Annotated in this window: 11 protein-coding genes and 1 pseudogene; 5 read left to right on the top strand and 7 right to left on the bottom strand. The window is 55.3% G+C overall.

Annotated features, from left to right (window positions below):
• Nucleotides 1–127 precede the first annotated feature (127 nt).
• Together AC3Y5R_RS02495 and AC3Y5R_RS02490 are read right to left on the bottom strand one after the other, a co-directional pair.
• Entirely contained in the window at nucleotides 128–937 is an 810-nt protein-coding gene (locus AC3Y5R_RS02495; protein ID WP_489919997.1) for an MFS transporter, read from the bottom strand.
• Between the two features lie 17 nt (nucleotides 938–954).
• Nucleotides 955–2,365: pseudogene (locus AC3Y5R_RS02490) on the bottom strand (M20 family metallopeptidase).
• Between the two features lie 160 nt (nucleotides 2,366–2,525).
• Between AC3Y5R_RS02490 and AC3Y5R_RS02485 the strand changes: the two are divergent.
• Both AC3Y5R_RS02485 and AC3Y5R_RS02480 read left to right on the top strand, forming a co-directional pair.
• Complete coding sequence (locus AC3Y5R_RS02485; RefSeq protein WP_489919996.1) at nucleotides 2,526–3,449, top strand: LysR family transcriptional regulator; 924 nt, start codon at nucleotides 2,526–2,528, stop codon at nucleotides 3,447–3,449.
• Between the two features lie 83 nt (nucleotides 3,450–3,532).
• Nucleotides 3,533–4,450 (top strand): helix-turn-helix transcriptional regulator, encoded by a 918-nt coding sequence (locus AC3Y5R_RS02480; RefSeq protein WP_489919995.1) that lies wholly within the window; start codon nucleotides 3,533–3,535, stop codon nucleotides 4,448–4,450.
• On the opposite strand, the gene AC3Y5R_RS02475 is transcribed toward AC3Y5R_RS02480, so the two are convergent.
• Both AC3Y5R_RS02475 and AC3Y5R_RS02470 read right to left on the bottom strand, forming a co-directional pair.
• Nucleotides 4,432–6,024, bottom strand: coding sequence for an ABC transporter substrate-binding protein (locus AC3Y5R_RS02475; RefSeq protein ID WP_489919994.1), 1,593 nt, complete (start codon nucleotides 6,022–6,024; stop codon nucleotides 4,432–4,434). The two genes, AC3Y5R_RS02480 and AC3Y5R_RS02475, sit on opposite strands and share 19 nt — an antisense overlap.
• A gap of 190 nt (nucleotides 6,025–6,214) precedes the next feature.
• Nucleotides 6,215–6,643: an OsmC family protein gene (locus AC3Y5R_RS02470; protein WP_158781512.1), complete on the bottom strand. Its 429-nt coding sequence runs from the start codon at nucleotides 6,641–6,643 to the stop codon at nucleotides 6,215–6,217.
• A gap of 132 nt (nucleotides 6,644–6,775) precedes the next feature.
• Between AC3Y5R_RS02470 and pepT the strand changes: the two genes are divergently transcribed.
• Both pepT and AC3Y5R_RS02460 read left to right on the top strand, forming a co-directional pair.
• Nucleotides 6,776–8,008, top strand: a complete 1,233-nt coding sequence (pepT, locus tag AC3Y5R_RS02465; protein WP_489919993.1) for a peptidase T — start codon at nucleotides 6,776–6,778, stop codon at nucleotides 8,006–8,008.
• Nucleotides 8,009–8,153: 145 nt separating this feature from the next.
• The gene (locus tag AC3Y5R_RS02460; protein WP_489919992.1) at nucleotides 8,154–8,903 is read left to right on the top strand and encodes an SDR family oxidoreductase; all 750 of its coding nucleotides are present in this window, start codon (nucleotides 8,154–8,156) and stop codon (nucleotides 8,901–8,903) included.
• A 58-nt stretch (nucleotides 8,904–8,961) separates the two neighbouring features.
• Here AC3Y5R_RS02460 and AC3Y5R_RS02455 read toward each other — a convergent pair whose 3' ends face one another.
• Nucleotides 8,962–9,738, bottom strand: a complete 777-nt coding sequence (locus tag AC3Y5R_RS02455; protein WP_489919991.1) for a transporter substrate-binding domain-containing protein — start codon at nucleotides 9,736–9,738, stop codon at nucleotides 8,962–8,964.
• Nucleotides 9,739–9,758: 20 nt separating this feature from the next.
• Entirely contained in the window at nucleotides 9,759–10,928 is a 1,170-nt protein-coding gene (locus AC3Y5R_RS02450) for a methionine aminotransferase (RefSeq protein ID WP_489919990.1), read from the bottom strand.
• A gap of 117 nt (nucleotides 10,929–11,045) precedes the next feature.
• Here AC3Y5R_RS02450 and AC3Y5R_RS02445 point away from each other — a divergent pair, with 117 nt between their 5' ends.
• Nucleotides 11,046–11,891 carry a LysR substrate-binding domain-containing protein gene (locus AC3Y5R_RS02445; protein ID WP_489919989.1) on the top strand — a complete coding sequence of 282 codons (846 nt, stop codon included), beginning with the start codon at nucleotides 11,046–11,048 and terminating at the stop codon, nucleotides 11,889–11,891.
• Nucleotides 11,892–11,894: 3 nt separating this feature from the next.
• On the opposite strand, the gene AC3Y5R_RS02440 is transcribed toward AC3Y5R_RS02445, so the two are convergent.
• Nucleotides 11,895–15,296: an autotransporter outer membrane beta-barrel domain-containing protein gene (locus AC3Y5R_RS02440; protein WP_489920160.1), complete on the bottom strand. Its 3,402-nt coding sequence runs from the start codon at nucleotides 15,294–15,296 to the stop codon at nucleotides 11,895–11,897.
• Nucleotides 15,297–15,308: the final 12 nt, after the last annotated feature.

The following is a 15,308-nucleotide window of genomic DNA, read 5'->3' as shown; positions in this document are numbered from 1 at the left end:
CAAAAAAAAACCTGAGCCGGTCTGAAAATATTCAGACCGGCTCAGGTTTTGCCTGTTTTACAGTAACAACCCTGTTAATCAGCTATTACTGATACCACCGTCATTAAAACTTGCAACGTGTTTTTTGTTAATCCTTGAGCCTACGCTGGCTTTTATACAGCGCCCAGCCGCTGACCAGTGCCAGTACCATCAGATAATAGCTGGGGGCGAGGCTGGTGCCGGTTGCAGTAATCAGCATGATGCAGATCAGCGGTGCAAAACCGCCGAACACTGTCACCGCAATGTTATAGCTAATTGCTATGCCGCTGGCACGGGTAGCTATCGGGAAAAGATCGGCCGTCATCGACGGAACGGTAGAAAAATAAACCGACTTCAGCAGCGCCATCCAGCCCACCAGCACCAGCAGCATCCCGGCGATGGGATGGTTAACCACCAGCAGGAAGGCCGGGTAAATAGTCAGGATCAGTAGTCCCAGCGAACTCCACATCAGCGGTCTGCGACCTATTTTTTCCGCCCACATCCCCATCAGCGGCGTCACCACCGTCAGGATCACCCCGGCCAGCAGGATCATCACCGGAGCAATCAATCCGATACTGCTATAGGACGGCATCAGCACGATGATTACCCCGCCCAGCATCATCAGTTGGATGGATAACATCAGCGCTTTTTTGCGCCCTGCGCGATCGGCATAGGCTCCCAGCACAATCGCCCCAAACGGTCGGATCAGAAATGGCACGCCAAAACTGCCAAAGGTCAGCAGCAGGGAAACGGACGGATCCTGAGTGGGGAAAAAGGCATGGGCGATATAGCTGGCCAAGAAGCCGTAGACAGCAATATCAAACCACTCCAGCGCATTCCCCACGCAGGTAGCAAAGAGGGTTTTGTAGAGATTGGGCTTTACTGCGGTTGCCGCAGACGGTTGCATTAAGGTGCTCATTGCTTTGCTCCTTTCTGCTACTGATAGTCACGATGGCTGGCGAGCAGTTGTTCACCCTGCTCGCCCAAATCCCACAGCAGGCGGGTCATGATCTGCAACCCTTCACGGGCGATGGACTTCAGCATATGCTCATCAACCGCATGCTGTCCGCAGGCCGGATAGGAGTGAGGCACCCAGAGCGTTGGCAGCCCCAGAATATTGGCAAACACGCCGTTGGGCAGCGCCCCCCCCCAGATTCGGCAGCAGCGCCGGCTTTTTACCGCTGGTTTGCTGCATCGCTTCCAGCGCCCAACCCACTAAGGGATCGCGTGGGTCAAGACGGGTTGCCGGGGAGCCGCGTAACACGGTCACTTCCACCTGGCTGAAACCGTGCTCCTGCAGGTGATGGCGCAAATGCCGCTCAATATTTTCGCAGTCAGTTCCCACCACGAAACGCAACTGGCAAACTGCCGTTGCGTTGCCGGGAATAGCGTTCATCGGCCGTGCCGGGTTACCGGTCAGAAAAGAGAGCACCTCCAGCGTATTCCAGCCGTACAGGCGTTCAGTCTGGGTCAGACCCGCTTCGCCCCACTGGGGATCAATCTGCGGGCCGCTGCCGGAAGTCATCACGTCTATTTCGCTGAGAATAGCGCGAACGTCATCGGAAATGGCCGGTGGCTTCAGCGCACTGACCTGCAGCTGACCGTGTTGATTCACCCGGCACGCCACAGCGTTCGCCAGTTGCGTGCCGGGGTTGCTCAGTAAACCGCCCCAGTTGCCGGAGTGGTAATCGCGGTCACGGGCGTTGATACTGAGGCGAACATTGACTGCATCACGTGAACCGAGGAACAGCGTCGGGCTGTAGGCATTCAGCCTCGGGCCATCCGAGGCAATAAAGATATCCGCGCTCAGCAGCTCCTGATGGTCCCGGCAAATCTGCGCCAGACCTGGCGAGCTGATCTCTTCCCCCATCTCGAACAGGAATTTGCAGTTGAAACCCAGACTACCGCCCCGCGCTGCAAAGATCTGCTCAAGCGCGGCGATGTTGACCGAGTGCTGCCCTTTATTGTCTGCGCTTCCGCGGCCGTACCAGCGATCGCCCTCTTCTTTCAACTCCCAGGGCGTCAGCCCTTCACACCAGTTCTCATCATCGCCGAACACCACGTCACCATGCCCGTAGCATAACAGCGTGGGCAGCTCAGCCTGTTCGATGCGTGTGGCCAGAAGAAATGGCCGCAGCGGGGCCTGAGGATTATCAATCTGCGTCAGCGTGAAACCCAGTGCCTGCATCGCCGGGGTGAGTTCATCAGCCAGATATCGCTGCAGTTCGCTGTCACGATCCTCTCGCTGGCTTTCTGAACGGATTGCCACCCGCCGGGCCAGCACCTGTTTAAATTCGCCACTGTCAAAGTACGCCGTGGCTTGTGCCACCGCCTGTTCACCTGTCATAAGCCTGCCCGTTGTGTTTGCTGATTTGTTGTTTTGTTATGCAGACCATCTAAGCTAAAATCCCGCTTTGCCACAATTACCAAAATATCAAACCAGCATTGCTTTAAAAGCAAAGCATTCCTGCACAATCACGCGGCATGAACCAGTAAGAGGCGCACAGATGCACAGTACCGAAATTCGCTATTTTCTGGCTGTCGCCAACTGCGGGTCATTAAGCGCAGCCAGCCAGCAGCTCTTTGTCGCGGTATCGGCCATCAGTCGCCAGATCCAGCGGCTGAAAAGTGAGGTGGGCGCACCGCTGTTTGAACGTCATCCGCGGGGAATGGTGCTGAATGACGCCGGAAAAATCTTCGAAAATCACGTCCGCCGCAGCATGCTGGGCATGGAACACGCGCTGGCTGAAATTAAAGGGCTGAAAGCCGTAAGACGTACCGCACTGCGCGTGGCCTGCACGGACGGCATGGCCTTCAGCCTTCTTCCAACGCTGTGCTCACAGTTTCGCCAGCAGAATCCTTCGGTGAGTTTTAATCTGACGGTCAGCAGTGCGCTGGAGGTGGCCGACATTTTGCGCCACGGCGAATGTGACGTGGCATTCCAGTTCAGCCTGCATCCGGAGCGCGGCGTGGACGTGGTGGGTTCCTGGGCTGCGCCGGTGCTGATCGTGATGAATCAGCAACACCCGCTGGCGAGCAGGACATTTCAGCTGCAGGATTTAACGGCTTATCCTGTTGCATTGCCTGACCAGGGCACCACGGTACGCCAGCTGTTTGATTTGAGCTGCCAGATGAACGGTACCTTTATCGAACCGGCATTGACCTGCAATAATTTCAGCACTCTCTATACTTTCCTGCAGCAGAATCCGCTGGCCATCACCATTTGCAGCCAGTTCACCGTGCTTTATCAGGCGCGGGAACACGGTCTCGCGTTGCGCTCAATGGGGATCGACCAGCTTACCCAGCGAACGCTGCAGGTACAGACCGTCTCCGGACGCCAGCGCTCGGCGGCGCTCAATTTGTTTCTGGAATTCATCCGCGAACAGTTGCAACAGCAGAATGCCATATTCATGCATGAATATGGCCTGTAGGGTCTGCGTTATACTGGTAATCATTGCAGGCCGCCTCACGCAGTCGGACCTGTTTTTCCGCTTATGACCTTGAGGGCTTTTCTGTGACGCCAGACAGCAAACTGTTGGGTAACTACCTGAAGGATCGCCGGGGCAAGCTAGATCCGGCGAATTTTGGCATTTCACCGATCCGTCGCCGCACACCCGGACTGCGGCGGGAAGAAGTGGCGCAGCGAGCCAATGTCAGCGCCACCTGGTACACCTGGCTGGAACAGGGCCGTGGCGGCTCCCCCTCTTCAGAAGTGCTGAACCGCCTTGCGGAAGCACTGGAACTGAATAAAGAAGAGCGCGAACACCTCTTTTTACTGGCGCAGCAGCGCCCGCCCCGCGTGCAGTATCAGCCCGGCGAACCGGTTTCACCGCAGTTGCAGCGCGTGCTGGACTCGCTTGAGCACAGCCCGGCGCTGGTCAGAACATCGCTGTGGGACATTGTGGCCTGGAACGATGCCGCACGCGCCGTGTTGCTCGACTATGAAACGCTGGCACCGGAAGACCGCAATATTCTGCGCATCCTGTTCTGCAATCCCCGGGTGCGTGACAGCATGAGTAACTGGCGGCGGGATGTAGCTAATGTCGTTGCCGTTTTCCGCGCTGAAGTGATCCGTGCCGGGGCGCAGGAGAAAGTACAGGGGCTGGTTGATGAACTGTGCCAGCTCAGCCCTGATTTTGCGGCCATCTGGCAGGGTGACTATGACGTACAGCGCTTTGGCGAAGGGCTGAAGCGGACTGAACATCCCGAAGTGGGAGAAGTCTCCTTTGAATACTCCTCGTTTGCTATCGATGGCCGGGCCGATCTTGGTCTGGTGATCTACACCCCTGCCAGCCTGGTTGATCGCAACAAGGTTCAGCGTCTGATAGACACCTGGCAACGAACCCGACCGGTTGCCAGCGGAGAGGAAAAAGAGGCCTGTAACGACCTCATTTTACAGGATTACTCAGGAAATTACTTCACATCAACCTGATAGAAAATATGTTTACCAAACGGGTCGATCTCATAGCCAGTCACCTCTTTGCGAACCGGTTCAAAAATCGTTGAATGAGCAATCATCACTGCCGGAGCCTGGTCATGCATGATTTTCTGAGCCTGCTGGTAGAGCTGGATGCGCTTGTTATGATCCTGCTCTCCACGGGCTTCGGTAATCAACTTGTCGAACGGCTTATAGCACCATTTTGACGAGTTGGACCCGCCGTTGGCGGAGGTGCAACTGAACAGCGGACCGAAGAAGTTATCCGGATCGCCGGTGGCGGTAGTCCAGCCCATCAGCGCCGCCTGATGCTCGCCATTTTTCACCCGCTTGAGGTATTCGCCCCATTCAAAGCTGACGATATTTGCTTTAATTCCCACTTTTGCCCAGTCTGCCTGAATCATCTCGGCCATACGACGTGCATTCGGGTTGTAAGGACGCTGCACCGGCATGGCCCACAGGTCAATTGCGGTTCCTGGTTTAATCCCGGCTTCCTGCAGCAGCGTTTTCGCCTTTTCCGGGTCGTAATCGTAATCCTTCAGGTCTTTGTCCGCGCTCCACACTCCCGGCGGCAGCAGGTTTTTCGCCATCGTGCCAGTACCCTGGAATACTGCCTGAATAATCGCCGGTTTGTTGATTGCCATGGTCAGCGCCTGACGGACCCTGACGTTGTCAAACGGGGGTTTCTGAGTATTAAACGCCAGGAAACCGATGTTCAGTCCGGCTTTCTGCATCAGCGTAATATTTTTATTTTCGCCCATCCGCTTGAGGTCAGCCGGATTCGGGAACGGCATCACCTGGCACTCGTTCTTTTCCAGTTTGGCGTAACGTACCGAAGCGTCCGGGGTGATGGAGAACACCAGGCGATCGAGCTTCGCTTTGCCCTGCCAGTATTGCGGGAAGGCGCGGAACAGAATGCGCGAGTCCTTTTGATACTGCACCAGCTCAAACGGGCCGGTGCCAATCGGATCCTGGTCGACTTTTTCCGGTGTACCGGCTTTCAGCATTTCATCGGCATATTCTGACGAAAGAATGGAAGCAAAGTACCAGCCAAGATCGGCGAGAAACGGCGCTTCATCATGGGCCAGCGTGAAGCGGACCGTGTGATCGTCGACCTTATCGATGCTTTTAATCAGCGAACCAAACTCCAGGCTCTCAAAGTTGGTGTAGGCCCCGTTTGAGACGTTGTGATAAGGGTTTTTGGGATCTTTCTGCCGCATAAAGGAGAAAATCACATCGTCGGCGTTGAAATCCCGGGTGGGTTTGAAGGCTTTATTACTCTGGAATTTCACCCCTTTGCGCAGATGGAAGGTGTAAACCGTGCCGTCCGGGCTGATGTCCCAGCTTTCGGCAAGGCTGGGCACCAGTTCGGTGGTGCCGACTTTAAAATCCACCAGCCGGTTATAGACCGGCACGGCGCTGGCATCCACGCTGGTGCCGGAAGTGTAGAGTTGCGGGTTAAAGTTTTCTGGCGATCCCTCAGAGCAATATACCAGCGTTTTCGCCATGGCCCCGGAGGCCACCGCCAGCGTCAGAGCGGCCACTGCCGTTCTCAATACGGATTTTTTCATTGCATCCTCGCGTTTTAAATACCTGTTGTCCGGATAACAATTTACGCAGGAAAAAGAGAGGGGGCCAGCAAAAAATTTGCATTTACAGGTATATAATTTAGCTATATTTCAGGAAGTTGAACCGGTTTAAAATCAGGCATGCGGCAGAAAATTTACTCCCCGCCGGACGGCAGGGAGTGTGGAATCAGGCTCAGTTCAGTTTGTAGTCGAGCGTGATTTCAGCGTTCAGCAGCTGAGAAACCGGGCAACCGGCTTTCGCTTTATTGATGATTTCATCGAATTTACTGCTGTCCACGCCCGGCAGCCTGATCTTGCTGTCCAGCGCTATTTTGGTGATTTTGAAACCGTCTCCGGCTTTATCCAGCGAGACGTCGGCCACGGTGTCGATGCTTTCCGGTGTGAAACCTTCGTTGCCCAGCATCAGTGACAATGCCATGGAGAAGCACGCCGAATGGGCGGCGCCAATCAGCTCTTCCGGATTTGTGCCGGGTTTGCCTTCAAAACGGGTGTTAAAGCCATATGGTTGCTCCTTCAGCGCACCACTTTCGGTGCTGATGGTGCCCTTACCGTGTTTGATGTCGCCTTCCCAGTGAGCCTGCCCTTTCTTATGAATGGTCATTCCATTCCTCCCGTTTGTTTGTCGTGAACTCTGAGTATAGTGAGTTTTCAGCACTTTGCCGGACACCGGCTTGCAATCGGCCAGTCTCTGTCCGTAAATTATCAATGCACTCATCACAAACAGGACATTTGCATGAATCAGGAACTGGCTAATCAGCTTTGCACCCGCTTTTACCGCTATCTGGCCGTCACCAGCCAGAGCGATGCCTCAGCGAGCGTGCTGCCAAGCACGCCGGAGCAGCATGATATGGCGAAGATGCTGGCGGATGAACTTCGGGAGATGGGGCTGCAGGACGTGGTGATTGATGAGTTCGCCACCGTGACCGCCGTCAAACCAGGCAATCGCCCTGCTGCACCGCGCATCGGTTTTATCACCCACATCGATACCGTCGACGTCGGTCTTTCCCCGCATATCCACCCGCAGACGCTGCGCTTTGAAGGCAAAGATCTGTGCCTTAATCAGCAACAGGACATCTGGTTACGAACGGCGGAACATCCTGAGATCAATGCCTATCACGGCCAGGACATTATCTTCAGCGACGGCACCAGCGTGCTGGGTGCGGATAACAAAGCGGCCGTCACCGTGGTGATGACGCTGATGGAAAACCTGACCCACGACACGCCACATGGCGATATCGTGGTGGCGTTTGTGCCGGACGAAGAGATTGGGCTGCGCGGCGCGAAGGCGCTGGACCTGGAGAAACGTTTTAACGTCGACTTCGCTTACACCATCGACTGCTGCGAGCTGGGTGAAGTGGTTTACGAGAACTTTAATGCAGCAGGAGCCAGGATTACCTTCACCGGCGTGACCGCACATCCCATGTCGGGCAAAGGCGTGCTGGTCAATCCTCTGCTGATGGCATGGGACTTTATCGGCCATTTCGACCGCCAGCAGACGCCGGAACACACCGAAGGCCGCGAAGGCTATGTCTGGTTTAACGATATGTCCGCCAATGCCAGCGAGGCCGTGGTTAAGGCCTCGATTCGTGACTTCGATCTGGGTTCTTTTGAGCAGCGTAAAACCCGGCTGCACGACGTCGCCGCGAAGATTGCCGCGCAGTATCCAACCAGTAAAGTTGAGCTTGAAATCAGCGATATCTACAGCAACATCAGCAATGCGATCGGTGAAGATCGCCGGGCTGTTGACCTGATCTTTACCGCGCTGGAGCAGCTGGATATCCAACCGAAAGTCACGCCAATGCGTGGCGGTACCGACGGTGCAGCCCTGTCAGCCAAAGGTCTGCTGACGCCAAACTTTTTCACCGGCGCGCATAACTTCCACTCTAAGTTCGAGTTTTTGCCGGTCCCTTCATTTGTGAAGTCCTATCAGGTTGCAGAGAGGCTTTGCCTGCTGGCTGCTGAGTAGTGAGACTTTTTCGCCCGGTCATGAGGCCGGGTGGTTTTCACCGTCATAATCAGGACTCTCGCAAACGTTTTATGGACGCTGAGTGATAGTCAGTCCGATTATTCCCCCCTATCCTTTTCATACCCCAACCGAAAAGGAGTGAACCATGAAAACTGTCCTGATCACCGGATGCTCATCCGGCTTTGGCCTGGCGACTGCACAGTACTTTCTTGCCCGCGACTGGAAGGTGATTGCCACCATGCGCACCCCGCGCGAGGATATTCTGCCGCGGTCTTCTAACCTGCGCATCCTGCCACTGGACGTGACCGATCCGCAAAGCATCAGCAAAGCACTGCAGGCTGCCGGACCGATTGATGTCCTGATCAACAACGCCGGGATTGGCATGCTCGGCGCGCTGGAAGGCACTCCGATGGACACTGCGCTGGAAGTTTTTGAAACCAACACGCTGGGGACTATCGCGCTGACTCAGGCTGTTCTGCCCCAGTTCCGGGAGCGTAAAACAGGTGTGATCGTCAATGTCACTTCGACCGTGCCCATCAAATCACTGCCGCTGCTTTCCGTTTACACCGCCAGCAAAGCTGCCGTGAATGCCTTTACCGAATCGGTGGCGCTGGAACTGGAACCGTTCAATATCCGTATGAGGCTTGTACTGCCGGGGCGTGCGCCAGGTACCCGCTTTGGGGAAAATGCGCAACCAAGACTGGAAGGGGCTTTCCCACCCGCTTATGTTACCCAGGGCGAGCAGGTATTTACCGAATGGCGTGAGTACAGCGGACCGATAACAGAATCTGAAGCTGTGGCTGAAGCCGTGTGGCGTGCAGCTACCGATCCAACGTCGCCGATGAGGATCCCGGCAGGCGATGACGCAGTAGAACTGGCACAATCGCAGAAATAAAGAAGGTCATGCGGCCTGTACCTGCTCCCCTTTGCAGGTACAGGCCGCTTGTTCGCCGTTACTTAACGGAAACATCAATACCAGGGAAGAACTTCGCGGCCAGTTTAGTCACTGTACCATCAGTCTGAACCTTAGCGATCGCTGCATCCAGTTCCTGCTTCAGTTTGGTATCGTCTTTACGCAGTCCAAAACCAATCCCCACGCCGAGAACATCTTTATCCTCAACCGGGCCACCGGCGAAAGCAAAGCCTTTGCCCTGTGGTTTCTCCAGGAAGCCGGACTGACCCGCCGCCGACATCACCAGCGTGCCATCCAGACGGCCGGCCGCCATGTCGTTATAAACCTGGTTCTGGTCCTGATAGGAAGTCACGGTCACGCCCTGCGGTTCCCAGTGTTTCTTGGCATAGGTTTCCTGTACGGAACCCTGCAGCACACCGATATTTTTACCTTTCAGCGAGTCAATTGCAGGTTGCAGGTCGGAACCTTCTTTGCCGATCAGCTGGCTTGGAATACGGTAAATCGGGTTGGTGAAGCCAATGCTTTTCATCCGCGCTTCGGTGATGTTCATCGCCGAGTTAATCGCATCAAATTTCTTCGCGGCCAGGGCCGGGATCAGTGCATCAAAGCTGCTCTCGACCCAGCTGCACTTGAAGTTACCGACCTGGCAGATCGCCTTGCCCAGCTCGATATCAAAGCCTTCCAGATCGCCGGAAGCATTGCGGCTCTCAAACGGTGGATATTGTGATTCCAGACCATAACGCAGCGTTTCCTGCGCCATTGCAGAGATGGAAGACAGCAACCCTGCCGCCACTAACAGTGCACTTAACTTCTTCATCAACTTCCCCTCAGGAGTGTTTAGCGAGGCTTCACCCGGCACAGCGCTTCAGCGCCTGCCCGCAGCGTGGCTTCGTCTTTTGCGAAAGAGAGACGGATCAATTTATTGTCGGTACCATCCGTGTAGAACGCCGAAAGTGGGATAGTTGCTACACCGTAATCAACAATGAGACGTTTTACCATTTCACTGTCGGTTTCGTCACTGAAATCTGCATAGCTCGCCAGCATAAAGAAAGATCCAGCCGAAGGAAGCAAACGGAACGGCGATTCTTTCAGCAGTTCAATCAGCGTGTCGCGTTTTTGCTGATAAAACGCGCCGAGACCAAGGTAGTTTTCCGGGTTGCGCAAATAGTCGGCAAAGGCCACCTGCATCGGCGTGTCGGCGGAATACATCATAAACTGATGTACCTTCACCATCTCTTCCATCAGCTCAGCCGGAGCAAGGCAGTAGCCCACCCGCCAGCCGGTGACATGGAAGGTTTTGCCAAAGGAAGAGACGATTACGCTGCGTTGTGCCAGCTCCGGGTGAATCGCCATGCCCTGATGCTGACGGCCATCGAACAGAATATGCTCATACACTTCGTCAGACAGCACCACGATATTGGTGTTGCGGGTGATCGCCGCCAGCTGATCCAAATCTTCGCGGCTCAGCACCTGCGCACTTGGGTTATGCGGCGTGTTGATAATGATCATCCGGGTTTTCGGGGTAATAGTCGCCCGCACCTGTTCCCAGTTGATGGCAAAGTCCGGCATCTGCAATTTCAGGCCGACGGGAACACCTCCCTGCAGCCGCACTACCGGTGCATAGCTGTCAAACGCAGGTTCGAAGAAAATGACCTCATCGCCTGCATGCACCAGGCCACCAATAGCCGCATAGATCCCCTGACTGGCGCTGCCGGTGATCAGCACTTCACTGCCCGCATCATACTGCTGGCCGTACAGTGCTTTAACCTTGCTGGCCAGCACCTCTTTCAGCGCACCCAGCCCGGTCATTGGCGCATACTGGTTATGGCCCTGCTCCATCGCCCGGGTCACGCCCTGTACCAGCGCCGGATCGCAAGGGAAGTTTGGCGCACCCTGCGACATGTTAATGGCATTGTGCTGCGCGGAAAGCTGGCCAATAACGGAAAAAATGGTGGTGCCCACATCAGGAAGTTTGGAACGCTGCTGAACGGATGAAAGGATGGTCATGCTGTCTCCGGTAGTGATCTGAGGCTTTATTCCTCATTCAACGTGAGGCTGCTTGAGCCGACAAGCGAATTGTTGTCATAATAGCCATGACTTTTAAACATAGCTCAAAGGGTATTCATGTCACGGCGTCCGCTTCCGCTAAATGCAGTTCATGCCTTTATTGTCACCGCACGCCATCTCAACCTGACCCGCGCAGCCAGTGAACTCTGTATCACTCAGGGAGCCGTCAGCCGCAAGATTGCTGCACTGGAAAACTGGCTGGGTTTTGCGCTGTTTGACCGTCACGCACGGGGTCTGTATCTCACCCCGCAGGGCGCCAGCCTGCTCCCGGCGATGAAAACCAGCTTTGAACAGATGATGCAGGCAGCGGAACGGGCCAGTAAAACGCATGCAGTGGTCCGCCTGAAAGCCCCGACCTGTGCCATGCGCTGGCTGGTGCCCAAACTGGTGGCGCTGGAGCAGGCGCGGCCCGATCTACATGTGGCGCTGACCACCACCGTCGACCACAGCAGCCAGCTGGATAATTTTGATGCGGCGATTGTCTATGGCCCCCCCACCACGGGCAGCTACCGTTTGTTTAATGAAGAGCTGACGCCGGTGATCGCTGCGAGCCTGCAGCCGGAAACCGATCTGAAGATTGAGGATTTGCCACGCTTTACCTTTCTGCACCCAACTGCTGACAGCCGTGACTGGCAACTGTGGCTCAGCCAGCAACAGGTGAAAGTTGCTATCAGGCGCAACCAGCATTTTGATACGATGGATCTGGCAATCAGTGCGGCTATTCAGGGATTTGGCGTGACGGTGGCGGATGTCACGCTGATCGAGGCAGATCTGGCAATGAAACGGTTGATCGCGCCTTTTACAGCGACAGTAAAAACGGGCGCGGTCTACAGTCTGATCCAGCGCCCGTCGGAGGAAGCGCCACCACAACTCCAGGAGCTGGTGGCGTGGTTAAGGTCTTAGAACCTATTTAAAGTTATATCTGACGCCAACCATAGAAGCGGCGTCGTTGTAGCCTTTATCGCCAATTTGTACCCCAACGTTGCCCCAGACATCCAGTTGCGGAGCGATCTGCCCTTCCAGGCCGGTTTTCACTTCGCCCTGATCGCGCGTGCCGGTCTGGTGGATACTGATACCATCCATTTTTGTCCCGAAATTATGGCTGTTATGCAGCCAGTTAACTTCCACAAACGGCTGGAACGTTCTCTCTTTATCATTATCCATGGCATGATGACCTTTCAGGAAAGTACGCATCCCGAGGCGCGTCTGAATATTACCGTCACCCTCGCCATGAACCCCGGTACCGTTAAATTCACGGTGATCGTCAGCTTTCACGCCCATCCAGACAATCTGGGCCTGCGGCTGGATAAACCACTCATTGAGTGAACCGTGGCTCCCCCTGAACTCACCGGTTTTCCGGGTATAACCTGTTTCCAGCGAGGCGGTAAAGCCTTTGGATTTGTAGGCTTCGCCCTGAATATCGTCACCTTTCACATGGTTGTTGAACCAGTTGTACTGTGCCCAGCTGTCGACATACACGCCCTGATGGGATTCATCATTGGCATACCAGGTAGCATAAGCCCCTGCACTGTAACCATTTACTGAGCCTCCTGAACCGTAGTGAGTCACGGAGGAACGGGTGTTGCTGCTGTTGTGACCGTAGCCAGCCATCAGGCCCAGATGCCCGCGGTCAAGGCGGTCAGCGCTCCAGCGCGCAACGTCGCCGCCAATCTGCATAACATAGCGATTGCTCTGGGTTTTAAGCTGTCCGCTGCTGTCGCGCCAGTTGTTATGTCCGCCTTCATGGCGCATCCACATACCGGTTTCTTTCGTCTCACCGGTGAACGCATCAACATACTGAGTTTCACCCAGACGATCGTGCAACCGGGTGGTGAACAGCATGTTGGCAGCCGCGAGATTCGCGGTATAGCTGCCTGCTTCAGGGCGGATATCCGGTTGTGGTGCCGGGCCGGGTTGCGGATCCGGCTGTGGATCAGGGTCGGGTTTGTGGCTGATCAGATACCAGTTACCGCTGTTATCCTGCTGACCACGGACCAGAGAGTAATCATAAGCCCCGGCCACGATCCTGCCATCCTGGGTAAATTCGCCGTCGGAGTTCCCGGAGACATGGATAATTTCAATCCCGTTCAGCGTTTGCGCGCCAGTCCCTCCGGCATTCATCACGCTGACTCCGGTGGTGCCGGAAGTATTGCCATTAACAGTGAGTTTATCGGTGGCTGAACTGTCACCGCCCAGCGCGGTATTCAGATGCAGATGACCGCCATTCCCGGCATAGTCACCGTTGACCACCAGTTGATTTCCCACCGGCTGATTGCTGCTGCCGATCCACACATTGCCGCTGTTCTGCAGATTACCGCCCACGTTAAACGTTTCTGCCGTGGTTGTTGCTTCTTGTGAGCCGACAATCATCACGCCGCTGTTATCGATATTGCCGGCCACACCGCCGAATCCGGACAACCGGCCAGCAGCATCGATATTCACCTGGTTGCTGGCCAGCGTTAAGGGATCGGCTGCACTGCCAAGAATCACCTCGCCCTGCGCGATCTCTGTCGTGCCGCTCCACTGCGCGTTATCATTCAGCGTTAAGATACCTGCACCGGCTTTGGTCAGGCCACCGCTGCCAGTCACCACGTTAGCCAGCGTCCAGTCGCTGGCGGTATTCAGCAGCAGCGTTCCTGAGTCATCGACGGTGGCGCTACCCAGCTGTTGCTGCTCAGAAGCAGTCAGCGTCGAGGCATGATCAATGGCGAATGTCCCGCTGAAGCCGGAGTTGTCGCCAGCCAGCACAACATCACTGCCGTGCAGCGCCACCTCGCCGTTGTTACTGATTTTGTTGTACAGCATGCCCGCAGCGTTATCTACGTTAATCAGACCGGCATCGTCAATGTTGCCACTGCCGAGTCCCTGGGTACTGTCGACATTTGCCGTGGCTCCCTGCAAGATAGCGACGGTCGCACGCAGATTGTTATTCGCACTGGTCACGTCCAGCGTGCCGCCAGCCAGCGTCAGCAAGCCGTCACCGGCCAGTTCGCCCAGAGACGTTCCCCCATCAGCAATGGTCAGATGCCCGCTGTTCAGATCGGTCAGCGAACCGGCAGCCGCAGTCAGCTCGCCAATGGTTTGTGAATGCCCTCGCATATCGAAGCCGGTATTTTCCGCCAGCTTCAGCTCACTGGTCTTGCCGAGCACGTTGTCATTCAGCATCGCCAGATTGCCGCTGCGAACATCGGTCTGCCCGGTGTAGCTGTTATCCATGTTGGATAATGTCACGGTCTGTCCCTGCTGGCTGTCGACAGCGAGATCGCCACTGCCAATGATTTTGGCGCTTAAATCGGCCGCATCCGCAGTATGACCTTCCGCGTCAAGGCTAAGCGCGTTTTCACCGCTGGTCAGTAACTCAACCTGAGTCAGACCATAGTTGATATACAACCCGTCAGAGTCTTCACCGCCGGTGAGGCGATAATCGTAAGTGCCGTTCGCCACCACTTCACCGTTCTGAGTGAAGTCATGGGTGACGGCATCAGAAATAACGTTGCCGTTTTCATCCTTCAGGACCAGGTTACCGCCGCTGCCCCAGACCTGGGTATCAGAGTTACCCAATTTGACCATTTCACCGGTATCATCCTGTTCAAGGATCGAACTCTGAGTGTCCGCCTCAGGGCGAACATCGCTGACGCTGGTAGTATCGACCTGCACCGTTCCCCGGCCCAGCAGATTCATACCATTAGCCTGGACCGTGCCTGAAGACGTCGTTCCACCCGGCGTGACGCCATCAAATTTTACGGTCCCGCCCGCAAAAACAAGTCCGCCAATTTTCTGCTCGCCTTCAGCAACGTGTGTAATGCTGCCGTTCTCAACGCGCAGCTTTGCCTTACTCAGTGCCTGAGTATTTATATCCGTAAGTTCAAAATGTGTATTATTCAGCGCCACAGTCCCGGTAAAACCATCTCCGGCGTTATTGCTGTCGAAGTTAAATGTTGTACCCTTCGTATCGATTTTAAGTACGCCGGAATCTGAAAGATGACTTTTAAAAATCAGGTCCGAAGTGGTTTTAATTTCCAGCTCGCTGGAGGTGTCAATCCGGTAGCCGGTTCCGGCTTCGTCCTGTTGATCTTTGCCCAGTCCAAATGTGAAACCGTCCAGTGTCAGCACGGAATATCGTGTAATACTGATATTACTGATGCCCAACAGTATATCAGGGCTTTGCAGGGTGTCATGGGCAGCGATGATCACAAGGCTGTCATATCCACCATCCAGAGCTGAGCTGGTGTCTACAGGCGTGGCAGCTGTTGATACGGGCGCGTAAATCAGGCCGATAGCCAGCGCCAGCGGTGTCATCAGGGACACTAATTCAGGGGT

It is taken from the genome of Erwinia sp. 009765445, assembly GCF_058137865.1.
Note: the sequence above shows the minus strand (reverse complement) of the source record. Positions and strands in the feature narration are given on the sequence as shown.

Bases quoted from the DNA above. Each gene is read 5' to 3' on its own strand.
- AC3Y5R_RS02485 (WP_489919996.1), top strand. From the start codon at position 2,526: ATGCACAGTACCGAAATTCGCTATTTTCTGGCTGTCGCCAACTGCGGG.
- AC3Y5R_RS02445 (WP_489919989.1), top strand. From the start codon at position 11,046: ATGTCACGGCGTCCGCTTCCGCTAAATGCAGTTCATGCCTTTATTGTC.
- pepT (WP_489919993.1), top strand. From the start codon at position 6,776: ATGAATCAGGAACTGGCTAATCAGCTTTGCACCCGCTTTTACCGCTAT.
- AC3Y5R_RS02455 (WP_489919991.1), bottom strand. From the start codon at position 9,738: ATGAAGAAGTTAAGTGCACTGTTAGTGGCGGCAGGGTTGCTGTCTTCC.
- AC3Y5R_RS02475 (WP_489919994.1), bottom strand. From the start codon at position 6,024: ATGAAAAAATCCGTATTGAGAACGGCAGTGGCCGCTCTGACGCTGGCG.
- AC3Y5R_RS02495 (WP_489919997.1), bottom strand. From the start codon at position 937: ATGAGCACCTTAATGCAACCGTCTGCGGCAACCGCAGTAAAGCCCAAT.
- AC3Y5R_RS02470 (WP_158781512.1), bottom strand. From the start codon at position 6,643: ATGACCATTCATAAGAAAGGGCAGGCTCACTGGGAAGGCGACATCAAA.
- AC3Y5R_RS02460 (WP_489919992.1), top strand. From the start codon at position 8,154: ATGAAAACTGTCCTGATCACCGGATGCTCATCCGGCTTTGGCCTGGCG.
- AC3Y5R_RS02450 (WP_489919990.1), bottom strand. From the start codon at position 10,928: ATGACCATCCTTTCATCCGTTCAGCAGCGTTCCAAACTTCCTGATGTG.